Raw genomic sequence first — 21492 nt, forward strand, 5'->3', positions numbered from 1 at the left:
TCGGTCCTCAGATCCCGGCCGGGGCGGCGGTGTTGGCGTGCACGTAGCGCAGCAGGCCGGCCGGGGAGGCGAGCGCCGGGTCGACGAGGGCGTCGGGGTCGACCTCGAAGCCGAACTCCTCCTCGATCGCCATCAGCAGAGCGATGGTGTGCAGGGAGTCGACGCCCAGGTCCACCAGCGGGGTCTCGGAGTCGGTGACCTGCACCGAGCAGGTCCGTTCGACGAGCTGGTCAAACTGCGACTGGTTCATGGCTGCTCCTCGGGGATGCGGTGGTGGTCTGGGGGGCGGTGCTCGCGGCGGCCGGCGCGTCGGCGGTGCTCCCGGCGGCCTCGACCAGGCGCCTGGCGGCGGCCCGGTCGGGCTTGCCGTTGGCGGTCAGCGGGACGGCGGCGATCGGGACGACCTGGTCGGGCATCCGGCTGTGGTCGAGCCGCTCGGCCAGCAGCGCCCGAACCCGCTCCGGCGGGAGGGTGCCGTGCACGGCCAGCAGCAGCGGGGCGCCCTCGGGTTCGGGGCGCAGCGCGACGGCGGCGCTGACGCCGGGGATGCGCTCGGCGGCGTCCTCGACCTCGGTGAGGGCGATCCGCATGCCGCGGCGCTTGATGATGTCGTCGTCGCGGCCGACGAAGTACAGCCGGCCCTCCTCGTCGAGCCAGCCCTTGTCGCCGGTGCGCAGTTCCAGCGTGCCGTCGGGGCGGCGGACGAACCGGCTCTGCTCCTCCAGCGGGATGCCCCAGTAGCCGGCCATCACGGTGGGGCCGGAGACGGTGATCTCGCCGGTCTGCCGGGGGCCGAGCTCGGTGCCGTCGGCGGCCAGGATGCGGATGCGGTCGCCGGGGATGGCCGGGCCGACCGAGTCGGGGTGCTCGGCGTACTCCTCGGGGTCGAGGATGGAGATCCGCTTGCACTCGGTCATGCCGTACATCGAGGCGAACTCGGAGCCGGGGAACAGCTCCAGCAGTTCGGCGGTGACGGCCCGGCCGGGGCGGGCGCCGGTGTTGGTGAACAGCCGGACCCTGGTGGGCCGGTGGAGCTTGCCCTGGAGCAGGGTGAGGATCTGGGCCAGCGAGGGCACCAGCGGGACGACGGTGACGCCGGTGCGTTCGATCAGCCGCAGCAGGCCCATGTCCTCGCTGCGCCGGGCCAGCACCAGGGTGGCGCCGACCAGGGCGGACATCAGGGCCTGGTAGAGGCCGTAGTCGAAGGAGAGCGGCAGCCGGCAGAGCACCACGTCCTGCTCCTCGTAGCCGAGGCAGGCGTTGACGGCGTCGACGGCGGCGAGCATCTGGCGGTGCGGGCAGACCACGCCCTTGGGGCGGCCGGTGGTGCCGGAGGTGTAGATCAGCAGCGCCACCGCGTCCTCGTCGACCTCGGCCCGGTGCGGGTCCGCGGGGGTGGCGAGGACCTGCTGCCAGGCCGGGCCGACCTCGACGGTGCGGGCGGCCCGGCGGCCGGCCGCCGGGCGGCAGACCGCGAGGGCGGCGCCGCTGTCGGCGACGATGTGGTCGACCTGGTGGTCGGTCAGTTCGGGGTGGACGGGGACGAAGACGGCGCCGGTGCGCAGGGTGGCCCAGAACAGGGCCAGGAAGGCCCGGTCGTTGCCCCCGGCGTACACCACCCGGTCGCCGGGGGCGATGCCCTGGCCGCGCAGCCAGCCGACGGCGCGTTCCACGGCGGTGCCCAGCTCCCGGTAGTCCAGGGTGCCCTGGGCGTCGATCACGGCGGGGTGGTCGGCCCGCTCGCTGAGCGGGTACTCCAGCAGGTCAGACACCGGCATGGGCGGACACTCCTCGGCCGGCGGGGGCGGTCAGCCGCTCCCGGGCCCGGGCGACGTCCCGGGCGGTGGTGACGGACAGGACGTCGAGCTCGGGGTGCTGGCGCTTGAGGATGCTCGCCAGCGTCTTGGCGGGCGGCAGCGACACCGTCAGTTCCGGTGCCATGGCGGCGAGTTGGAGCAGGCACAGGTCCCAGCGGACCGGGCTGACCACCTGCCGGACCAGTCGGCGGCGGATCTCGTCCGGGTCGGTGACGGCCGCGCCGTCGGCGTTGCCGAGCAGCGGCTGGGACGGCCGGGCGAACGGCACCCGGGCGGCGGCCTCCTCGAAGGACTGCCGGGCCGACTCCATGTACGGGGTGTGGAAGGCGCCGGCGACGCTGAGCCGCTTGACGGTGGCGCCGGCCGGCGGGGCGGCGGCGAGCTGGTCGAGGGTGTCGGCCAGGCCGGCCGCGACGATCTGGCCGGGGCCGTTGAAGGTCGCCGCGTACAGGCCCAACTCGCCTATTCGGTCCAGGACTTCGCTCTGCTCGCCGCCGACCACGGCGGCCATCGAGGTGGGTGCCTCGGTGCAGGCCACCGCCATCGCCCGGCCGCGGACCGCGGCCAGCCGGACCGCGTCGGCGGGGCTCAGCACCCCGGCGTACGCGGCGGCGGTGAGTTCGCCGACCGAGTGGCCGGCCGCCACCGCGGCGCCGTCCGGGACGGCGTCCCGGAGGGCGTGGTGGGCGAGCAGTCCGGCGGCCACCAGGAGCGGCTGGGTGTGCTCGGTGCGGGCGATCTCGGCGGCCGGGGCCTTGGTGCCGAGCTGGACGAGGTCGACGTCGGCGGCCTCGGACCAGGCCCGCACCCGCTCGGCGGTGGCCGGGTCGCGCAGCCAGGCGGCCAGCAGGCCCGGGGTCTGGGAGCCCTGGCCCGGCGCGATGAATGCGAACATGTGTTCTAACCCCCTTTCGGGTGGGGCCCGCGCCCGGGAGGCGGGCGCCGGATGCGTGCGTGCTCGTGGACGGGAAGTGCGTGGGGCCGCGCGGTTGCGACGGTTACGGGCGGCCGGTGGACTTGCGGAAGCGGCGGATCGCCAGGAACGAGAACCCGGCGAACCAGGCCAGCAGGTTGAACACCGCGCCGGCCACGCTGGAGTGCTCCCCGTGGAAGGAGAAGCCGTCGTTCAGCGGGTACCGGGCCAGCGTCGCCACCCCGTACATCGGGGTGTAGCGGGAGACCTCCAGCATGGTGCCGCTGAGCGGGATGAACAGGTTGCCCAGGAAGGCCAGCGCGGTCATGGTCAGGCCCGGCATGTGCATCACCACGTCGGGCTTCATCGCCAGGCCCATCCCGATGCCGAGCGCGGCGAACACCGCCGACCCGACCCAGGCCACCAGCAGCGAGACCACCCACACGTTCGCGTCGGCGTGCGCTCCGGTCAGCGCGCCCAGCACGCCCACGATGGCGACCGGAACCCCGGCCATCAGCACCGAGCACAGCACCTTGACCAGCAGGTAGCCGGGCGGGGTGAGCGGGCTCATCGCGATGGTCCGCATCCAGCCGGCCGACTTCTCCACCGAGATGGTGGCGGCCGAGCTGACCGCCGCGGTGGCCGCGCCGTACACCGCCTGGCCGATCATCATCCAGGCCGCGAAGTTGCCGTGCGGCAGGTCGGCCCCGCCGGACGGGGCGGTGCGGAACAGCGCCAGGTAGAGCACGGCGGGCAGCAGCACCGTGAAGATCGTGGTCTGGCGGTTGAAGCGGCGGCGCAGCTCGTAGCGGACGAAGGTCGGGTTGACCCCGTTGAAGACCGAAGTGCGGGGGGCGGCGGGCGCCGTGACGGCGGCCATCAGACGTTCTCCTTGGCGGTGGCGGTGGCGGTGGCGGTGTCGGTGGCGGTGGCGCGGGCCTCGCGGGCCTCGCGGGCCTCGCGGGCGTTCTCGGTGATGGCCAGGAAGGCCTCCTCCAGGCTGCGCGGCGCCACCTCGACGTCCCGGGCCCGGGTCTCGCCGACCAGCACCCGCAGCAGGGCGTCCGAGTCGGTGCAGGTGAAGTAGGTGCGCTCACCGCGCGAGGTGCTGGAGCGCACCCCGGGGGTCCGGGCCACCAGGGCGGCCTCGTACGGGCTGAGCACCGCCGAGACGGTCCGGCCGCTGATCGCCGAGCGGATCGAGGAGGCGGAGCCGTCGGCCACCACCGCGCCCTTGTCGATCATCACCACCCGGTCGGCGAACTGGTCCGCCTCCTCCATGTAGTGGGTGGCGAACATGACCGTCATGCCGCGCGCCGCGTCCTCCCGGACGGCCGCCCAGAAGTTCCGCCGGGCCACCACGTCCATGCCGGCCGTCGGCTCGTCCAGCACCAGGAAGTCCGGCCGGGAGAGCAGCGCCAGGGCGAAGCGCAGCCGCTGCTGCTCACCGCCCGAGCAGGCCGCCACCCGGCGGGCGCGCAGCTCGGTGATGTCGGCCCGGGCCATGCAGCGCTCCGGGTCCGAACCCGGGTGCAGCGAGGCCAGCATGTGCACGGTCGCCTCGACGGTCAGGTCCGGCAGCAGCCCGCCGGACTGGAGCACCGCCGCCACCCGGCCGGCCCGGACGGCCTGCTCCGGGTCGGTGCCGAACAGCCGCACCTCTCCCTCGTCCGGGCGGGTCAGCCCGAGCAGCATGTCGATCGAAGTGGTCTTGCCGGCACCGTTCGGGCCGAGGAACGCCACCACCTCGCCGCGCCGGACCCGCAGGTCCAGCCCGTTCACCGCGGTGAACACCTCGCCCTTGGCGTTGCTGAACCGCTTGACGACGCCGGTCAGTTCAGCGGCCAGGGGATCGGACGCCGTCCCCCTCGACGTCGTTCGGTTCTGGTAATCGATCATCATCCGGGTCCTCACGGTTCGGCGGAGGTTCGCCTCCTGGTGAGCACCACTCTCCCGGCCGCCCCTATCCCCCCGAACCGACCGGCCTATCGGCCCCCTATCCCCTCCCGCACCCGCCCGAACACCCACCCCACCCGCCCCGCGAGCGCCACCGCCACCGATGGGTGCCGTCAGACCTCGACGACCTCCACCCCGGCCTCCAGGCCCCGGAAGTCGTCGGCGTTGCGGGTGTACAGCGGCAGCCCGTGGGCGGCGGCCGTGGCGGCGATCATCAGGTCCATCCGGCGCGGCCGGGGGTTCCGGTCCGCCTTGACGGTGAGCGCGACCAGGGTGCCGAACCGCCGGGCCGCCTCCCGGTCGAACGGGAGCGCGGCGAACTCCGCCTCCGCGTCCGCCAGTCGCTGCGCCCGCGCCATCATCTCCACCGGGTCCTTCGCCAGGGCCACGCCCTGGGCCAGTTCCGCGAGCACCACGGCGGAGACCGCCGCCTCCAGGGGCAGCGACTCCGGGTCGATCGACGGGAGGTCGATCAGGACGCAGGTGTCCAGCATCCCGCGCGGCCTGCGTCCGCTCACCTCCGCTCCTCCGGCTCGTCGCCGATCCGGTCCTCGTCGCCGAAGAACCCGTCCGCCTCCGCGCGCATCCGCGCGGTGTCGACCGCCGGGGCGTTGCGCCACTTGCGCTGGAGCTCGTCGAGCGGCACGAAACGGCGGCGCGAACCGAGGGGCCGCACCTCGGCGATCTCGGTGCCGTTCCGGGTGACGTGGTACGTCTCGCCCGCCTCGACGTCGTCCAGCACGGCCTTGGACCGGGCGGCGAGCTCCCGCTGCGTGATGGTCTTCATCCCTCCAGCGTAATGCGCCGTATTGCAGTGCGCCACGCCTGCGCGGCCAGGGTGTCGCGGGGCACTGCGCGTCCCGGGTCAGAGGTTGGCGAACTCGCCCGCCGCGACGGCGGTGACGAAGGCGTCCCAGCTCGCGGGCGTGAAGCGCAGGCGCGGGCCGTCGGGGTCCTTGGAGTCGCGGACGGTGCCCGGGCGGTTGGTGTCCACCTCGATGCAGTCGCCGCCGTCCTCGTTGCTGTAGCTGCTCTTGACCCAGTTCTCAGGCATGCCGTCGGAGTGCATCTTCGGCGAATCCTTCCAGGACGGACGGGAGCACAGACCCAGGGCTCCGGTCGACAGGGCCCCGTCCAAGAAAGTGCCCCGCGGTTCGACCGTGAACCGCGGGGCGCCGTAGGTATTTCGGGTCAGAGGTTGGCGAACTCGCCTGCCACGACGGCGGTGACGAAGGCGTCCCAGCTCGCGGGGGCGAAGCGCAGGCGCGGGCCGTCGGGGTCCTTGGAGTCACGGACGGTGCCCGGACGATTGGCGTCCACCTCAACGCAAGCGCCGCCGTCATCGTTGCTGTAGCTGCTCTTGACCCAGTTCTCAGGCATGCCGTCGGAGTGCATCCTCAGCGAATCCTTCCAGGGCGGAACTGATCACGGTCTCGGAGTCCCGTGGAGAGAGGGATTGAGCCCGCAACAGATCGTAGTCCTTCCGGCGGCTCACGACGGTCACCGCGTCATCGTGCAGGCGCCCCCAGCGATCGCCCTCTTCGTAGACGGCCACCGACCGATCCGGCGAGGTCAACATGATCAGCGAAGAACCACTCATCCGCGAGTACGCACCGGCGCTGAACGGCAGCACCTGGATCGTCACATTGCGGCGCCGACCGGCAGCCAGCAGCACGGAGAGCTGTTCCACCATCGTCTCCGGACCGGCGATCGGACGTCGCAGCGCGGACTCATCGAGGATGAACCAGTACTCGCACACTGCCGGTTCGGCGCGGAGTCGTTTCTGCTGTTCGAGTCGGGCGGTCAGCCAGCTCTCGATCTCAGCGTCCGACGCACGGGATGCGCTCGCGTACATGATGGCCCGGATCACCGGCTCGATCTGGAGCAGACCGGGGATCGACAGCGAGTAGGAGGCATGTTCCACCGCGCGGTCGTTCAGCCTGTGGAACGCGCTGTACTTGTCGGGGAACGGCTCCCGTTTCGCCATCTCGTAAAGGCGGCAGAACAGTCCGTCCGTCCCGAAGGCCATGTCCAGCTTCTCCGACAGGCCGACCGGCGGCTTGGACGCGCCGCTCTCGATCCGCGACAGGTGCGCCTTGGAGAACATGAGGATGTTGCCCAGCGCCTCCAACGACATGTTGTCGTGCAGCTTGCGGAGGCGGCGGATCTCGGCGCCGTAGAAGTGCCGGGGCGAAAGGTCCGGCTGAAGGTCCCGTTCCTGCCAGGCCATCCGTCCAGCCCCCTCCTTGTTCCGTGCCGGACCCCTGCTCAGGTCCGCAACACCGTGCTCCTTGTCGAGGGTAGCGCCGCCCGGCAACGCTTGAAGCACAGACAGTGACCGAAGCGGACGGCAATCTCCCCACGGAGCAACAATCATGACGACTTGTCAGCCAGACCCCTTCATCCCACCGACGGCAGCCGAGGGCCCGTCCGACGGCCGCCCCGCCCCGAAGCCCGGGATGACGATCCGCGTCTACACGGTGCGGGCGGACGGCAGCCGGGAGCAGGTCTCGTTCCGGACGTCCGACGAACCGCTGATGCCCGCGCCGCGCTCCACGCTGACCTGGCCGGCCTGCGGGTGCCCGCGCTGTGTCGGCAGCGGCACCGCGCAGGAGCCGGACGCGGCCTGAACCCCCTCTCCCCTCACCCACCGAACGGAATCAAGTGCTGTACACCGGACAGTCGTTGGAGGAAGTCGCCACCCTCCGGCGTTCCCTGCGCGAGGGGTCCGACGACCCCGAGCGGACCTCGGAACCGGCCGAGCCCGCCGCGCCCCTCCCCCTCCCGCCCTCGTCCACCGCGTCCCGCCCGTGACGGACCGGGAGGCCGCCGCCGAGGCGTCGCAGCAACGCGCGTGGACGATCGCCGAGCGGCTGGCGCGGGCGGGCGGCGGGAAGGCGCGGCTGAGCACCACCCCCGGCGGGTACCGGATCGAACTGCACCTGGAGGGCCCCGCGCCGGACGAGTACGGGGTGCTGGCGGCCCTCGCGCTGGGCGACCGCTGGGGCCACCGCCGCTCCCTCACCTCGCGCGACGGCGGCGGCGGCGTGCAGGAGAGCGTGTGGAGCGAGGTCCACCTGCCCCCCGCCGACGGCGCGGCCCCTCCTGCCGGCCGGTGAGAGTCCCCCGCCCCGGCCCTCCGCCCGAAGGCCCGCCCGGTCGCCGCACCCGGACGCGACGAGCCGTCAGGGCGCCGAGTCGGGGACTCCCTTGCTGCGCTCGTACGCCTGAATTGGGGTCATCTGGCCCCGGTAGCCGGGCAGTTCGACGGTGCCCTCGTGGCCGACCTGGGCGCAGCGGCTGGTGTCGTCGGCGGTGCTGGCGTCGGCACCCTTGAGGATGGCGGACGGGTCGGCGGGGGGTGCGGGCGCGGTGGTGGTGCCGGTCTCGGCCGGGTAGCCGGTGCCGGTGGGCCAGTCGGTGCCGATCAGCAGCTCGATCGAGTTGCCCTGTCCGGCCCGGACGGCGCTCGCGGGCAGGCCGAGGGCGGCGGCGACCTGCTGGGCCTCGGCCTCCTCGCCCGCCGGGTACGTCACCGCGCTGTGTTCGGCGGTGACCTTCGGACCGGTGGTGGTGCCCTTGGCGAAACCGGCCTGCCGCAGCGTGTCGACGAGCGCTCCGGCCCGGCCCGTGACACCGGTGCCGTTGCGCACCACGACGGTGATCCCGCCGCGGGCCGGTCCGGTCGCGGCCGGGGGCGCCGACGACTCGGCGGGGGCGGACGGGACGGACGGGGCGGTGGAGGAGGCGGCGTCCCCGGGCTGCGGGCCGCCGCTGAGCGACCGGTCGTCCTTGATCGCCCGGAACAGCTCGGTCGCGCCCGGGCCGATCAGCCGCCGGTTGTCGTCCGCCGGGTCGTGGATGATCTGCATGGTGGTGAAGGTGATCCGCTCGGACGGCACCTTGCTGATGTCCTGGCCGAGGCCGACCAGCTCGGTGATGCCGTCCAGGCCGGGGTCGACGGTGAGCGCCTTGGTGGCGGCGTCGGCGAGCGACAGCAGCTTGCCCGGGTCGGTGAGCGTCCCGGCGCCCTTGAGCTGGCGGATCATCGAGCCGAGGAAGAGGTGCTGGGCCGAGGAGCGGCCGGTGTCGGTGCCGTCGCCGAAGCCGTGCCTGGTCCGGACGAACTGGAGGGCCGCCATGCCCTGGAGGGTGTGCTCGCCCTTGGTCAGCTTGAGGTGCGAGTACGGGTCGTAGACGTTGTCGCTGACGCACACCGGGACGCCGCCCACCGCGTCCGACATCTTGATCACGCCGCTGAAGTCGACCTGCACGAAGTGGTCGATCGGGAGGTCGGTGAGCTTGCGCACGGCCGCCACGGTGCAGCCGGGGCCGCCCTGCAGGGTGGCGTTGATCAGCCCGCGCTGCGCCTTGAAGACGGTCTTGCCCGCCGCGTCGCGGCAGCCCGGCAGGTCGGTCCGCAGGTCGCGCGGGATGCTCATCACGGTCGCGTTGCTGCGGTCCGCGGAGACGTGCAGCAGCAGGTTGACGTCGGCGTTGGCGCCGCTGCCGCAGTCGGCGCCGCCGATCGTGCAGTCCTCCGGGTCGGCGCGCGAGTCGGAGCCGATCACCAGCACGTTGATGGGGGTGCGGCCGAAGGCGTCCGCCACCTCGTGCCCGGCGTCGCCCTCCTCGCCCGCGTACAGCGGCGCCTGCTTGATGTTGGCGTTGAACCGGTAGTAGAGGTAGCCGCCCGCACCGGCGGTCAGCACCACCGCCCCGACCGCCGTCCACAGCAGCGTCCGCTGCCAGCGCCGCAGCCGTCGGCGTCCCCGCCGCCCCGGCCGGCGGGCCGCCTCCCGGCGCGCCGCCCGCCCGCCCGTCGCCGGGCCGGACACCGGGCCGGAAACCGGGCCGGAAACCGGGCCGGAAACCGAGCCGGGAGCCGCACCCGCGGACGGACCCGCCGACGCGTCCGCCGCGCCGCCCGCCCGTCGGCGGGCCGCCCGGCCGCCCTCCCGCTGCCGGGGCACCGCGCCCTCGGACCCGTCCTCCGCCGGTTCGGCGGCCTCGGCCTGTCCGCGTATCACATCGCACCCCCGTGGCCCGGCCGTTCCGGGCTCTCACCCCTATAGATGCGCGACCGGGTCCGGGTGTTTCACGGTTCGTCCGAACACTTCCGCGCACCGCCCCGGCGGGGTCACAGGCTGATCCACCCCGCCGCCAGCGCCAGCACGCCCAGCACCGCCCCGGCCACCGACACCGCCAGCACCACCGCCTCGCGCGGCGAGAACAGCCGGCGGCCCTGCTCGCGGCGGGCCATCACGAACAGCACGGTGGCGGGCGCGTAGACGACGGACGACACCAGCAGGTACGTCCAGCCCGCCGCGTAGACCAGGAACGCGGTGTACGCGGTGGCCAGCCCGGCCACCAGCAGCGCGGCCGGGCCCGCGCGGTCCCGCCGGGCCACCCGCACCCCGTACCCGGCGGCCAGCAGGTACGGGACCAGGCCGAGCGTGCTGGTCAGGTCGAGCGCGAAGTCGAAGGCGTCGTCGGAGAAGGCGGTGACCACCAGCATCAGCTGCGACAGCACGCTGGTCAGCAGCAGCGCGGGCACCGGCACGTCCCGGCCGCCGGTCCGGGCCAGGAAGCGCGGCATGTCCCCGTCCCCGGCCGCGACGAACAGCACCTCGGCGGCCATCAGCGTCCACGCCAGGTACGCGCCCAGCACCGAGACCACCAGGCCGACGCTGACCAACACCTGGCCCCAGGTGCCGACCGCCGCCGCCAGCACGCCCGCCATCGAGGGCTGCCGCAGCGCGGCGATCCGGTCCGCCGGCAGCAGGCCGTAGGAGACCACGGTGACCGAGGCGAACACCGCGAAGACGCTCAGGAAGCCCAGCACGGTGGCCCGGCCGACGTCCGAACGGCGCGCCGCGTGCCGGGAGTAGACGCTGGCGCCCTCCACCCCGAGGAACACGAACACGGTGGCCAGCATCGTCCCGTGCACCTGGTCGTAGAGCGAGCCCGTGGCGGCGGCGCCCCGGAGGTTGGCGGCGAACACGTCCGCCCGGAAGCAGGCGAGCGCCAGCACCACGAACACCAGGATCGGCACCAGCTTGGCCGCGGTGACGATCCGGTTGACCGTCGCGGCCTCCCGCACGCCGCGCCGCACCAGCAGGAAGAACCCCCACAGCCCGGCCGAGGAGAGCAGCAGCGCGAGCCAGGTGTCGCCGTCCCCGAGCGCCGGGACGAGCGCCCCGACCGTCGACATGATCAGCACCCAGTACGTCACGTTGCCGACGCAGGCGCTGGCCCAGTAGCCGAACGCCGAGAAGAAGCCCAGGTACTCGCCGAAGCCCGCCTTCGCGTACGCGTACACGCCCGCGTCCAGCTCCGGCCGCCGCACCGCCAGCGCCTGGAACACCAGCGCCAGCATCAGCATGCCCGTCCCGGCGATCAGCCAGGAGACCAGCGCGCCCAGCACGCCGGTCTCCTGCGCGAACCGGCCCGGCAGCGAGAACACGCCCGCGCCGACCATCGAGCCGACCACCAGCATGGTCAGCGTCCGCCGGGTCAGCCTCGCCGGGCCCGCCGCCGGTCCCCGGACCGCCGCCGCCGTCTCCTGCGCCGTCTCCTCCGCCGCCACCCGCGCCGCTCCTCCCGCTCGCGGCCCGGCGGCCCCGGAGGCCGCCGCCGCGGGCGGAACGCTACCAACCGGATGTCCGTTTGGCACCGTTGTGCACCTATTGGTCACCCGTCCGCGCGGCGACGGCCACTGCGGCGGCGGCTACTGCGGCAGCAGCTCCTGGCGCAGGCGCTCCTTGATGACCTCCAGGTCCTCGCAGTCCCCGTCGGTCCGCTCGGCGATGTGCACCCGGTACAGCTCCTCCAGCCGCGCGTCGTCGGGCTCCAGGCCCAGCTGCTCCAGCAGGTGCCGGAGCACCGTCCGGCCGGAGTGCCGGCCGATCAGGACGGAGCGGGTGCGGCCGAAGCGGGCGGGCTCGACGTACTCGTAGGTGGCCGGGTTGCGCAGGACGCCCTGCTGGTGGATGCCCGCGGCGGTGCCGAAGGCGTAGGTGCCGAAGATCGCCTTGTTGCGCGGCTCCTCCAGCCGGATGACCCGGCGCAGGACGGTGTAGGCCCCGTACATGGCGGCCAGGTCGATGTCGGTGCGCAGGCCGGTCTCGTCCTCCTTGTAGGCGAGGATCGCCGCGATCTCCTCCAGCGGGGTGTTGCCCGCCCGCTCGCCGACGCCGCCCAGGGTCGCCTGGACCTCGTCGGCGCCGGCCAGCAGGCCGGCCAGCGCGTTGGCGGTGGACAGGCCGAAGTCGTCGTGGCAGTGGGTGGCGATGCAGGTCTCCGCCGGGACCCAGGACCGGAACCGGCGGATCAGCGCCGCGTACCCGTCGGGGGTCATCGCGCCGGAGGTGTCCGCCACCACGAAGCCGGTCGCCCCGGCCTCGACCGCCCGCTCGGTCATCGGGCGGAGCAGGTCGTCCTCGCCGCGGCTGGCGTCCTCGATGCCGACGGTGACCGACTCCACGCCGTAGGAGCGGGCCAGCCGCACCGACTCGACCACCTCCTCGATCGCCTGCTCCCGGGTGATCCGCCGCTTGTACTTCAGGTGCAGGTCGCTGCCGGTGGCGGCGACCTGCACCTGGTGGTTGGCGGTGCCGCCGGCCTCGACCGCGGCCAGGACGTCCCCGGCGACGGCCCGGCAGAAGGTGGTGAAGCGCGCCCTGGTCAGGTGCTTGGAGATCAGCCGGGTGGCCTCGAAGTCGCTGGGCGAGGAGGCCGGGAAGCCGGTCTCGATGCGGTCGACGCCGAGGGCCTCGATCCGCAGCGCGAGGTCGAGCTTGTCCTCGGGGCCCATCGCGTTGGCGGGCGCCTGCTCGCCGTCGCGCAGAGTGGTGTCGAAGAAGGAGATCCGCCGCACGTTCTCGTTCATGGTTGTCCCCGTTTCCCGCACTGCGTCGCGGCAGTGGGTGACGTCTCGGAATTGCGGAACCGGTTCGGGCCGGTCGGCGGTGTCACCGACGGCGTTGGTGCAGCGCGGTGGCCATCCGGTCGATCGCCTCGGTGATGACCTCGCGCGAGGTGGCGAAGGAGAGCCGGATGTGGCCCTCCCCGCCGGGGCCGAAGGCCGATCCGGGCATCACCGCGACGCCGGCCTCGGACAGCAGCCAGGTGGCGAACTCGGCCGAGCTCGCGAAGCCGGTGCCCCGGATGTCGGGGAAGGCGTAGAAGGCGCCCTCCGGCCGGGGACAGCTGACGCCGGGCAGCGAGTCGAGCCCGGCGACGATCAGTTCCATCCGGGCCGCGTACTCGTCCGTCATCTCCTGGACGGCGTCCTGCGGACCGGTCAGCGCGGCCAGGCCGCCGCGCTGCACGAACGAGCCGGCGCAGCCCACCGAGTGCTGCTGCACCTTGAGCATCTCGGAGATCACCGGCGCCGGTCCGGCCACGTAGCCCAGGCGCCAGCCGGTCATCGCGTACGCCTTGGAGAAGCCGTTGACCAGCAGGGTGCGCCCGGCGCCCGCGGGCAGGCTCGCCGGGCTGACGTGCTTGGTCCCGCCGTAGACGATCTTCTCGTAGATCTCGTCGGAGACCACGAACAGGTCGTGCTCGTCCGCGACGGCGGCGACCGCCTCGGCCTCGGCGGCGTCCAGCGCCCGGCCGGTCGGGTTGTTGGGGGTGTTGACCAGGATGACCTTGGTCCGGTCGGTGATCCGGCTCTCCAGCAGCTCGCGGGTGATCCGGAAGCCGTCGTCGCCGTCGAGCGGGACGTCCACCGGGACGGCGCCGATCAGGTGCGCCATCGAGTGGTAGCTGACCCAGCCCGGCGTCGGGACGAGCAGTTCGTCGCCCGGGTCCAGCAGCGTGGTCAGGGCGGTGAACAGCGCGTTCTTCGCCGACGGGGTGACGATCACCTCGGTGGCCGGGTCGACGCTGACGCCGTTGTCCTCGGCCAGCTTCCGGGAGATCGCGGTGAGCAGCTCGGGGATGCCCCGGCTGGCCGTGTAGTGGGTGAAGCCGCCGGCCAGGGCGCCGGCGCCCTCGGCGGTGATGTGCGCGGGGGTGTCGAAGTCGGGTTCGCCGCCGCCCAGGTCGAGCACCTTGACGCCCTGGGCGCGCAGCGACTGCACCAGTTCCAGGACGGCGAAGGTCGCGGACTTCTCGATCCGGCCGAAGCGGCGGGCCACGCTCCTCATCGGTCCGCCCCCGGCGCCCCGGCGGCCTGCGCCCCGTCGGCCGGTGCCCCGTCAGACGGCGCTTCGTCGGCCAGCGCCTCGTCGACGGTGGTGATCTCGGCGCAGCGGGCGATCACGGTGAGCGCGGCCCGGTGCATCTCGGGGCCGTCCGCGGCGGTGGCGTCCTCCAGGACCTTGACCCGGTAGTCGCGGTCGTGGCCGTCGCGGGCGGTGGCCAGGATGACCATGTCGGTGGAGACGCCGGTCAGCAGCAGGGTGTCCACCCCGAGGGTGCGCAGCAGGAGGTCCAGTCCGGTGCCGTGGAACGGGCTGATCCGGTGCTTGGCGATGACCGGCTCGCCCTCGGCCGGCTTCACCGCGTCGTGCACCTGGGTGGCCCAGTCGCCGAGCAGCAGGCGGCTGTCGGGCTTGGCGGCCCGGAAGATCGGCGAGCCGGGCGGCCACTCGGGGTAGCCGGCGGTGAAGCCGACCACGACGTAGATCACCGGGACGTCCGCCGCGCGGGCCCGCTCGATCGCCCGGGCCGCGTTCTCCAGCACCCGGCGGTCGGCCACCTGCTGCTGGTACCCCTCGGCGCCGTATTTCCCCCGCGGATGCACGATTTCATTTATCAGATCGAGTACAAGAAGCGCCGATCGGCCCACCGATTACCCCTCCAATGAAACCCCGGTCAATACCTCCGCCATTAGAACCAACCGTTCCAAGATCGTCAAGATTGTTATGTGAACCCCGTGTCAAACCCGCCCCGCCGACCGCCCGCACCGCCCGCAACGGACCGCCAACACCCCATCCTACCTGCACGTATGCCACGGCGGACGGCCGTGCTCGATCCATGAGCAAAATCGATGCGAAGCATGAATCCATTGACATTGCATTTCCCGGCCGGAGCCGGTTAGCGTTGATCGCGCACTGCGGTCGCCGATAAATCACCCGCGGACCAGCTGGTTCGCCGGACGGGCGCCCAACATATCTCGGGTCAATTTCTGGTGAATTTTTCACCACAGGCTGCAGGGGTGACATGAAGGACCGCGCCACCACCAACTCCACCGGAACGGCCCCGCACCGGATCGCGCTGATCGGGAGCGGCCCGCGGGGGCTCAGCATCGTCGAGCGGCTGGCCGCCCGGCTGGCCGGGGGACCCGCGCACCGGCCGGTGGAGATCCACCTGATCGACGCCGTCGAGGTGGGCACCGGCCGGATCTGGCGGACCGACCAGCCCGACTGGTTCCTGATGAACACCGTGGCCGACGAGGTCTCCTCCTTCTCCGGCCCGCCCGACGACGGACCGGCCCGCCCCGGCGCCGGACCGTCGCTGGCCCAGTGGTGGGCCGAGCACCGCCCGGACCACCCGGGCCCCAACAGCTACGCGCCGCGCCGGCTCCACGGCGAGTACATGCAGTTCGTGCTGAGGACGGTCGAGGAGAACCTGCCGCCGCACGCCACCCTGCACCGGGTGCGCGGCGAGGTCACCGACCTGGAACGGCTGGCCGACGACTACCGGCTGACCTTCGCGGACGGCACCGAACTGCGCGCCGACCGGGTCGTCCTGACCACCGGCCACACCCGGCCCGAACTCTCCGGGCTCCAGAAGCGGCTCGCCGACTTCGCCGCCGAGCACCCGGCGCTGCGCTACATCCGCGGCGACTCCGCCGCCGACATGCCGCTCGACGAGATCCCCGCCGGGTCGCCGGTCGGCGTCCTCGGCCTGGGCCTGTCCTTCTACGACGTCATGGCGGCCCTCACCGAGGGGCGCGGCGGCACCTTCGTGGAGTCCGGCGCGCGGGGCCTGCGCTACGAGCCCAGCGGCGCGGAGCCGCTGATCGTGGCCGGCTCCCGCAGCGGCCTGCCGCTGCTCGCCCGCGGCCGCAACCAGAAGCACCACGACCACCGCTACACCACCCGGCTGTTCACCCTGGACCGGGTCCGGGCCGCCTGCGCCGGGAAGCGCGTCGACTTCGCCGCCCACGCGGTGCCGTGGCTGATCGCCGAGGTCCACCTGGTCCAGTACGCGACCGTGCTGCGCGAGCGCGGCGCCGGCGGCGAGGACGCCTTCGTGGCCGACGTGCTCCGGGCCGCCGAGACCGGGGTGCCCGACGTCGCGGCGATCGCCGCCCGGCACGGGATCACCGGACTGCCCCCGATCGACCTGGACGAGGTGGCCCGCCCGTTCCACCGGCGCAGCTACCCCGGCACCCGGGAGTTCGAGGCCGACCTGCTGGCCGCGGTGGGACGCGACCTGGACCACGCCGAGCAGGGCAACGTCGGCTCCCCGGTCAAGGCCGCCCTGGACGTGCTGCGCGACACCCGCAGCATCGTCCGGGCCCTGGTCGACTTCTCCGGGCTCACCCCGCGCTCGCACCGCACCGACTTCCTGGAGTGGTTCGTCCCCCGGGTCTCCTTCCTCGCCGCCGGCCCCCCGCTGCGGCGGCTGCGCCAGGTGGTCGCGCTGGTCGAGGCGGGCGTGCTGCGCGTCCCCGGGCCCGACACCCGCTTCGAGACCCGCCCGGACACCGGCCGCTTCGCCGTCCGCTCGCCCCAGGTGCCCGGCTCCGAGACCGCCGTCGACACGGTGATCGACGCCCGGGTCCCGGTGCCCGACCTGCGGTCCGACCCGGCCGAGCTGACCAGGCGGCTGGTCGAGCGCGGCACCCTCACCAGCTACCTGAACGGCCTGGACGACGAGGTCTTCGACACCGGCGGCGTGGCCGTCACCCGCAGCCCGTTCCACCCGGTCGGGCGCGACGGCCGCCCCGACCCGGGCCTGTACGTGCTCGGCATCCCGACCGAGCACACCCGCTGGTTCATGCAGGGCGGCAGCAGCCGCCCCGGCTTCTGGACCGACTTCGTCCAGGACGCCGACGCCATCGCGGGCGACGCGCTGCGGCCCGCCACCGAACCGGCCGCAGCCGAACAGGCCCACGCCGAGCAGGCCCACGCCGAGCAGGCCGCCGAACCCTCCGCCGCCGAACCGGCCGCCGAACCGGCTCCCGCCGGGGACACTTCCGTACGGGAGTCCGCCGTCCCCGCCGGCGCCGGGAGCCGCTGACCACCATGACCGACGACCGGGAGCACACCAGCAGCATGGGCACGACCCTCGCGCAGAAGACCTGGCAGCAGCACGTCGTCCGGCGCCAGCCGGCCGGCGACGACCTCCTCTACATCGACCTCCAGCTGCTGCACGAGGTGAACACCCCGCAGGCCTTCGACCGGCTGCGGGCGGCCGGCCGCAAGGTCCGCCGGCCCGACCTCAACCTGGGCACCGAGGACCACAACACCCCGACGCTCGCCCTGGACCGCCTGATCACCGACCCGAACGGGCGCCGGCAGAGCGAGCTGATGCGCGCCAACTGCGCCGAGTTCGGCATCCCGCTGCACCGGCTGGGCGACCCGCAGCAGGGCATCGTGCACGTCATCGCGCCCGAACTCGGCCTGGTCCGGCCCGGGATGACGATCGTCTGCTGCGACTCGCACACCACCACGCTCGGCGCCTTCGGCGCGCTGGCCTTCGGCATCGGGGCCAGCCAGGTGGAGCACGTGCTGGCCACCCAGACCCTGCCGATGCGGCCGATGAAGGACATGTCGGTGACCGTCACCGGCACCCTGCCCGCCGGGGTCACCGCGAAGGACCTGGTGCTCGCGCTGATCGCCGAGATCGGCACCGCGGGCGGCCAGGGCCACATCATCGAGTACCGCGGCGAGGCGATCACCGCGCTCTCGATGGAGGCCCGGATGACGCTGTGCAACATGTCCGTCGAGGCCGGCTCCCGGGCCGGGCTGATCGCCCCCGACGAGACCACCCTGGCCTACCTGCGCCAGCGCCCCGGCCTGCCGCAGGGCGCGGAGTGGGACGCCGAGGTCGCGCACTGGATGTCGCTGCGCACCGACCCGGACGCGGTCTTCGACCGGGAGGTGGTGATCGACGCCACCACCCTGAGCCCGTACGTGTCCTGGGGCACCAACCCGGCCCAGAGCGTCCCGCTGGACGGCGCGGTGCCCGACCCGGCCGGCTTCGCCACCGCGGAGGAGCGCGCGGCGGCCGAACGGGCCCTGGCGTACATGGACCTGGCGCCCGGCACCGCGATGCGCGACGTCCCCGTCGACACCGTCTTCATCGGCTCCTGCACCAACAGCCGGATCGAGGACCTGCGGGCCGCCGCCCGGGTGCTGACCGGCCGCAAGGTCGCCGACGGCCTGCACCTGATGATCGTCCCCGGCTCGGCGCAGGTCCGCCGGCAGGCCGTCGAGGAGGGCCTGGACCGGGTGTTCGCCGAGGCGGGCGCCGACTTCCGGGCCGGGGCGGGCTGTTCGATGTGCGCCGCGCTCAACGAGGACCGGCTGCTGCCCGGCCAGCGCGCCGCCTCCACCAACAACCGCAACTTCGAGGGCCGGCAGGGCAAGGGCTCGCGCACCCACATCGTCTCGCCGCCGGTCGCCGCCGCCACCGCCGTGGCCGGCCGGCTCGCCTCCCCCGCCGACCTCTGAGGAACCGTCATGGAGAAGTTCACCGTCCACCGCGGCACCGCGGTGCCGCTGCGCCGCAGCGACGTCGACACCGACCAGATCATCCCGGTCCGGTTCTGCGCCAGCACGGACCGTGACGGCCACGCCGACGCCCTGTTCGCCGACTGGCGCGACGACCCCGGCTTCGTGCTCAACCGGCCCGAGCACCGGGGCGCCACCATCCTGCTCGCGGGCAACGACTTCGGCACCGGCTCGTCCCGCGAGTACGCGGTCTGGGCGCTCCAGGACTACGGCTTCCGGGTCGTGGTCGCCCCCCGCTACGGCGACATCTTCCGCGGGAACTCGCTGATGAACGGCCTGCTGACGATCGTCCTGCCGAGCCGGGTCGTCACCGGGCTGTGGGAGGCGGTCGAGGCCGACCCGGCGGTCCCGCTCGTCGTCGACCTGGAGGCGCTGGAACTGCGCTGCGGCGACCGGGTCCACCCGTTCGAACTGGACGCGGAGGCCCGGGACCGGCTGCTGGCCGGCCTGGACCCGATCGACGCGACGCTGCGTGACGAGAACGAGATCGAGGCGTACGAGAAGAACCGGCGGCCCGCCCTGCCGACCACCTGTTGAAGTGCGCGAAAGCGCCATAGCCGATCATTTCCCGTGCGAATCCACAAACCACTCACGACAACAGAACGACCGTTGTCGCCATTTTCGAACATGCTAGGGTCGAACGACCTGGCAGCACCGCCCTGCTGCTGACACGGGAACGGGGGCCCGGACGTGAAACTGTCCCAGTGCGCCGCCTTTGTGGCAGTCGTGGACACCGGGAGTTTCACCGGTGCCGCGAGAGCGCTGGGAATCAGCCAGTCCGCGGTCAGCCACGCGATTGCCGGCCTGGAGGCGGAACTCGGCGTCGGCCTCATGCACCGCGACCGCAAAGGCATCGAACTGACCGATTCCGGACACCGGGTGCTCACCCACGCCCGGGCCGTCATGCTCCATTCCGAGCAGATGCGCAACGTGGCCGGGAGCGCGGCCAGGGAGCCTTCCGGCCGAATACGGATAGGAACCAGCCAGAGTTTCGCCTGCCGCCTGCTCCCGGCCCTGATGACGGAATTCCGCGGCCGCTACCCGGAGCTCGAAATCGAGCTGAAGGAGGGGCCCGACCTCCGGATCTCCGAGTGGCTGCGCGGGTACGCCGTCGACGTGGGCATCGTGACCCTCCCCAAGCGGGACCTCAAGACCCACCCGCTGCTGGAGGACCAGCTGTACGCGGTGCTGCCGGCCCGGCACCGGCTCAGGTCCGCGGCGGGCGTGCGCATCCTGCAACTGGCCGACGAACCCCTGCTGATGCCGCACGGCGACACCGAGGGGCTGGTCCGCTCGCTGTTCCGCGCGGTGGGCCTGGAGCCGAACGTCTCCTACCGGGTCCAGAACCTGAACACCCTGCTGGCGATGGTGGCCGAGGGCCACGGGGTGACGGTGCTGCCCTCGCTCGCCATGCTCCCGATGTCCCCGGCCCTGCGCGCGGTGCCGCTGGCCCCGGCCGTCCGGCGCAAGCTCGCGATCGGGATCAGCCCGCTGGTGCGCAACTTCCAGGCGGTGTCCGCCTTCGTCTCGACCGCCCGGGCACTGGCCGGCAACCGCGACTGGACGCTGCCCCCGGGCACCGTCGGCGTCGGCCCGCAGAACACCGCCCGCCCGATGGGCGTGGTGCGCGTCCCGTGAACCCGCCCGACGGGCCCCGCTCCGGCGTCCGGAACGGGGCCCGCGGGCGCGGGGCGGCTCAGCCCCAGGTGATCAGGCGCTTCGGGTGCTCCAGGACGGCGGCCACGTCCGCCAGCACCTTGGAACCCAACTCGCCGTCGACCAGCCGGTGGTCGAAGGAGAGCGCCAGCGTGACGACCTGCCGGGGCACCACCGCGCCCTTGTGCACCCGGGGCCGGAGCCGGATCGCCCCGACCGCCAGGACGGCCGACTCCCCGGGGCTCAGGATCGGGGTGCCGGTGTCGACGCCGAAGACCCCGAGGTCGGTGACCGTGACGGTGCCGCCGAGCAGGTCCGCCGGATCGGTGCGGCCCTCGCGGGCCGCCTCGGCCAGCTCCTCCAGCGCCCCCGCCAGCTCGGGCAGCGTCCTGGCCTGGGCGTCCTTGACGTTCGGGACCACCTGGCCGTCCGGCGAGCCGAGCACGAGACCCAGGTTGACCGCCCGCCGGTGGACGATCTCCTGGCGCTCCTCGTCCCAGGCGGCGTTGATCTCCGGGTGGCGGCGCACCGCGGTCAGCAGCGCCCGCACCACCAGCAGCAGCGGCGTCACCCGCAGCCCGGCCAGCTCCGGGTCCCGCCGCATCCGGTCGGCCAGCTTCACCGTCCGGGTCACGTCGACCGTGGCGAACTCGGTGACGTGCGGGGCCGTGAAGGCGCTGGCGACGGCCGCCCGCGCCGCGGCCAGGCGGGCACCCGTCACCGGCACCCGGCGGTCCCCGGGCGCCACCGGGACGGCCTGGGTCCGGGCCGCCGGGACGGCCTGGGCCGGAGCAGCCGGAGCGACCTGGGCCGGAGCCGTCGGAGCGGCCGGAGCCGCCTCGACGGCGGTGGTGACGGCCGCGGCGGCGGCGGTGACGGCGGCCTCGGCCGCCGCCCGCACGTCCTCCCGGCTGACCGTCCCGTGGACGCCGGTCGGGGGCACCGTCCGCAGGTCGATCCCGAGGTCCTTGGCGAGCTTGCGGACCGGGGGCTTGGCCCGGGGCCGCTCCGGACGCGCGGTGCCCGCCGGGGCCCCGTTCGCCGGCCGCCGCTCGGCCTGCGGGCGCTCGGCCTGCGGGCGCTCGGCCTGCGGGCGCCGCCGGGCGGTCCCCGAGGGCGCGACCCCGTAGCCGACCAGGACCGGCTGCCGGGCCGGGGCCGGGGCGTCGGCGGCCGGGGCGTCGTCCGCGGGCGCGGTGTCCACCAGGATGATCACCGCGCCGACGTCGACCGTGCTGCCCTCCGGGTGGCGCAGCTCGCTGACCACGCCGGTGAAGGGGATGGGCAGTTCGACCGCCGCCTTGGCGGTCTCCACCTCGCAGACCGGCTGGCCGTCGACCACGGCGTCACCGACCCGGACGTACCACTTGAGGATCTCCGCCTCGGCGAGGCCCTCGCCGACGTCGGGCATCGCGAACTCGCGGAAGCGCTGGGTGGTCTTCGTCATCGGGCC

General features: G+C 73.5%; 22 protein-coding genes. 6 read left to right on the forward strand and 16 right to left on the reverse strand.

The features are described 5' to 3' along the window. Nucleotides 1-7 precede the first annotated feature (7 nt). The 10 genes from ACIP60_RS33560 to ACIP60_RS33605 form a co-directional block, all read right to left on the reverse strand. Nucleotides 8-250, reverse strand: a complete 243-nt coding sequence (locus ACIP60_RS33560) for an acyl carrier protein (RefSeq protein WP_400691974.1) — start codon at nt 248-250, stop codon at nt 8-10. Further along, a complete protein-coding gene (locus ACIP60_RS33565; protein WP_400691977.1) occupies nt 231-1778 on the reverse strand; it encodes a class I adenylate-forming enzyme family protein in 1548 nt (515 codons plus the stop codon). The genes ACIP60_RS33560 and ACIP60_RS33565 overlap by 20 nt, the downstream gene beginning before the upstream one ends. Continuing rightward, nucleotides 1765-2712 carry an ACP S-malonyltransferase gene (locus tag ACIP60_RS33570; protein WP_400691980.1) on the reverse strand — a complete coding sequence of 316 codons (948 nt, stop codon included), beginning with the start codon at nt 2710-2712 and terminating at the stop codon, nt 1765-1767. Before ACIP60_RS33570 ends, ACIP60_RS33565 begins: the two co-directional genes overlap by 14 nt. A 103-nt stretch (nt 2713-2815) precedes the next feature. Further along, entirely contained in the window at nt 2816-3610 is a 795-nt protein-coding gene (locus ACIP60_RS33575) for an ABC transporter permease (protein WP_400691983.1), read from the reverse strand. Then, nucleotides 3610-4629: an ABC transporter ATP-binding protein gene (locus ACIP60_RS33580; protein ID WP_400691985.1), complete on the reverse strand. Its 1020-nt coding sequence runs from the start codon at nt 4627-4629 to the stop codon at nt 3610-3612. Before ACIP60_RS33580 ends, ACIP60_RS33575 begins: the two co-directional genes overlap by 1 nt. 170 nt (nt 4630-4799) lie before the next feature. Then, complete coding sequence (locus ACIP60_RS33585; RefSeq protein WP_400691987.1) at nt 4800-5204, reverse strand: type II toxin-antitoxin system VapC family toxin; 405 nt, start codon at nt 5202-5204, stop codon at nt 4800-4802. Next, nucleotides 5201-5473, reverse strand: a complete 273-nt coding sequence (locus tag ACIP60_RS33590) for a type II toxin-antitoxin system Phd/YefM family antitoxin (RefSeq protein WP_400691989.1) — start codon at nt 5471-5473, stop codon at nt 5201-5203. Before ACIP60_RS33590 ends, ACIP60_RS33585 begins: the two co-directional genes overlap by 4 nt. Nucleotides 5474-5551: 78 nt before the next feature. Continuing rightward, the gene (locus ACIP60_RS33595) at nt 5552-5740 is read right to left on the reverse strand and encodes a DUF397 domain-containing protein (RefSeq protein WP_400691991.1); all 189 of its coding nucleotides are present in this window, start codon (nt 5738-5740) and stop codon (nt 5552-5554) included. Between the two features lie 137 nt (nt 5741-5877). Then, nucleotides 5878-6066 (reverse strand): DUF397 domain-containing protein, encoded by a 189-nt coding sequence (locus ACIP60_RS33600; RefSeq protein ID WP_400691993.1) that lies wholly within the window; start codon nt 6064-6066, stop codon nt 5878-5880. Beyond that, nucleotides 6059-6916 (reverse strand): helix-turn-helix domain-containing protein, encoded by an 858-nt coding sequence (locus ACIP60_RS33605; protein WP_400691995.1) that lies wholly within the window; start codon nt 6914-6916, stop codon nt 6059-6061. Before ACIP60_RS33605 ends, ACIP60_RS33600 begins: the two co-directional genes overlap by 8 nt. Nucleotides 6917-7145: 229 nt before the next feature. Between ACIP60_RS33605 and ACIP60_RS33610 the strand changes: the two genes are divergently transcribed. Both ACIP60_RS33610 and ACIP60_RS33615 read left to right on the forward strand, forming a co-directional pair. After that, nucleotides 7146-7316, forward strand: coding sequence for a hypothetical protein (locus ACIP60_RS33610; RefSeq protein WP_400691998.1), 171 nt, complete (start codon nt 7146-7148; stop codon nt 7314-7316). A gap of 180 nt (nt 7317-7496) precedes the next feature. Further along, entirely contained in the window at nt 7497-7805 is a 309-nt protein-coding gene (locus tag ACIP60_RS33615) for a hypothetical protein (protein WP_400692001.1), read from the forward strand. A 66-nt stretch (nt 7806-7871) separates the two neighbouring features. On the opposite strand, the gene ACIP60_RS33620 is transcribed toward ACIP60_RS33615, so the two are convergent. The 5 genes from ACIP60_RS33620 to ACIP60_RS33640 form a co-directional block, all read right to left on the reverse strand. Next, nucleotides 7872-9524 carry an LCP family protein gene (locus ACIP60_RS33620; protein ID WP_400692004.1) on the reverse strand — a complete coding sequence of 551 codons (1653 nt, stop codon included), beginning with the start codon at nt 9522-9524 and terminating at the stop codon, nt 7872-7874. Nucleotides 9525-9826: 302 nt separating this feature from the next. Continuing rightward, a complete protein-coding gene (locus tag ACIP60_RS33625) occupies nt 9827-11185 on the reverse strand; it encodes a basic amino acid/polyamine antiporter (protein WP_400692066.1) in 1359 nt (452 codons plus the stop codon). A 231-nt stretch (nt 11186-11416) separates the two neighbouring features. Next, the gene (locus ACIP60_RS33630; protein ID WP_100836946.1) at nt 11417-12577 is read right to left on the reverse strand and encodes a pyruvate carboxyltransferase; all 1161 of its coding nucleotides are present in this window, start codon (nt 12575-12577) and stop codon (nt 11417-11419) included. Nucleotides 12578-12659: 82 nt separating this feature from the next. Beyond that, complete coding sequence (locus ACIP60_RS33635) at nt 12660-13841, reverse strand: pyridoxal phosphate-dependent aminotransferase (RefSeq protein WP_400692008.1); 1182 nt, start codon at nt 13839-13841, stop codon at nt 12660-12662. Further along, a complete protein-coding gene (locus ACIP60_RS33640; protein WP_400692011.1) occupies nt 13838-14485 on the reverse strand; it encodes a cysteine hydrolase family protein in 648 nt (215 codons plus the stop codon). The genes ACIP60_RS33635 and ACIP60_RS33640 overlap by 4 nt, the downstream gene beginning before the upstream one ends. A gap of 374 nt (nt 14486-14859) precedes the next feature. Here ACIP60_RS33640 and ACIP60_RS33645 point away from each other — a divergent pair, with 374 nt between their 5' ends. The 4 genes from ACIP60_RS33645 (at nt 14860) to ACIP60_RS33660 (ending at nt 20021) form a co-directional block, all read left to right on the forward strand. Continuing rightward, nucleotides 14860-16887, forward strand: coding sequence for an FAD/NAD(P)-binding protein (locus ACIP60_RS33645; RefSeq protein ID WP_400692014.1), 2028 nt, complete (start codon nt 14860-14862; stop codon nt 16885-16887). Between the two features lie 35 nt (nt 16888-16922). Beyond that, entirely contained in the window at nt 16923-18323 is a 1401-nt protein-coding gene (gene leuC, locus ACIP60_RS33650; RefSeq protein ID WP_400692069.1) for a 3-isopropylmalate dehydratase large subunit, read from the forward strand. Nucleotides 18324-18332: 9 nt separating this feature from the next. Further along, nucleotides 18333-18920, forward strand: a complete 588-nt coding sequence (leuD, locus tag ACIP60_RS33655) for a 3-isopropylmalate dehydratase small subunit (protein ID WP_400692017.1) — start codon at nt 18333-18335, stop codon at nt 18918-18920. Nucleotides 18921-19073: 153 nt separating this feature from the next. Further along, nucleotides 19074-20021, forward strand: coding sequence for a LysR family transcriptional regulator (locus ACIP60_RS33660; RefSeq protein WP_400692019.1), 948 nt, complete (start codon nt 19074-19076; stop codon nt 20019-20021). A 58-nt stretch (nt 20022-20079) separates the two neighbouring features. On the opposite strand, the gene ACIP60_RS33665 is transcribed toward ACIP60_RS33660, so the two are convergent. Beyond that, a complete protein-coding gene (locus ACIP60_RS33665) occupies nt 20080-21486 on the reverse strand; it encodes a dihydrolipoamide acetyltransferase family protein (protein ID WP_400692022.1) in 1407 nt (468 codons plus the stop codon). Nucleotides 21487-21492: the final 6 nt, after the last annotated feature.

The sequence above is a fragment of the Kitasatospora sp. NPDC088783 genome, from assembly GCF_044750705.1.
GTDB lineage: Bacteria > Actinomycetota > Actinomycetes > Streptomycetales > Streptomycetaceae > Kitasatospora > Kitasatospora fiedleri.

Coding starts and splice junctions, on each gene's coding strand:
- ACIP60_RS33570 (WP_400691980.1), bottom strand. CDS start 2,712: ATGTTCGCATTCATCGCGCCGGGCCAGGGCTCCCAGACCCCGGGCCTG.
- ACIP60_RS33595 (WP_400691991.1), bottom strand. CDS start 5,740: ATGCCTGAGAACTGGGTCAAGAGCAGCTACAGCAACGAGGACGGCGGC.
- ACIP60_RS33645 (WP_400692014.1), top strand. CDS start 14,860: ATGAAGGACCGCGCCACCACCAACTCCACCGGAACGGCCCCGCACCGG.
- ACIP60_RS33605 (WP_400691995.1), bottom strand. CDS start 6,916: ATGGCCTGGCAGGAACGGGACCTTCAGCCGGACCTTTCGCCCCGGCAC.
- leuD (WP_400692017.1), top strand. CDS start 18,333: ATGGAGAAGTTCACCGTCCACCGCGGCACCGCGGTGCCGCTGCGCCGC.
- ACIP60_RS33590 (WP_400691989.1), bottom strand. CDS start 5,473: ATGAAGACCATCACGCAGCGGGAGCTCGCCGCCCGGTCCAAGGCCGTG.
- ACIP60_RS33565 (WP_400691977.1), bottom strand. CDS start 1,778: ATGCCGGTGTCTGACCTGCTGGAGTACCCGCTCAGCGAGCGGGCCGAC.
- ACIP60_RS33630 (WP_100836946.1), bottom strand. CDS start 12,577: ATGAACGAGAACGTGCGGCGGATCTCCTTCTTCGACACCACTCTGCGC.
- ACIP60_RS33610 (WP_400691998.1), top strand. CDS start 7,146: ATGACGATCCGCGTCTACACGGTGCGGGCGGACGGCAGCCGGGAGCAG.
- ACIP60_RS33580 (WP_400691985.1), bottom strand. CDS start 4,629: ATGATCGATTACCAGAACCGAACGACGTCGAGGGGGACGGCGTCCGAT.
- ACIP60_RS33635 (WP_400692008.1), bottom strand. CDS start 13,841: ATGAGGAGCGTGGCCCGCCGCTTCGGCCGGATCGAGAAGTCCGCGACC.
- ACIP60_RS33575 (WP_400691983.1), bottom strand. CDS start 3,610: ATGGCCGCCGTCACGGCGCCCGCCGCCCCCCGCACTTCGGTCTTCAAC.
- ACIP60_RS33625 (WP_400692066.1), bottom strand. CDS start 11,185: ATGCTGGTGGTCGGCTCGATGGTCGGCGCGGGCGTGTTCTCGCTGCCG.
- leuC (WP_400692069.1), top strand. CDS start 16,923: ATGGGCACGACCCTCGCGCAGAAGACCTGGCAGCAGCACGTCGTCCGG.
- ACIP60_RS33560 (WP_400691974.1), bottom strand. CDS start 250: ATGAACCAGTCGCAGTTTGACCAGCTCGTCGAACGGACCTGCTCGGTG.
- ACIP60_RS33600 (WP_400691993.1), bottom strand. CDS start 6,066: ATGCCTGAGAACTGGGTCAAGAGCAGCTACAGCAACGATGACGGCGGC.
- ACIP60_RS33665 (WP_400692022.1), bottom strand. CDS start 21,486: ATGACGAAGACCACCCAGCGCTTCCGCGAGTTCGCGATGCCCGACGTC.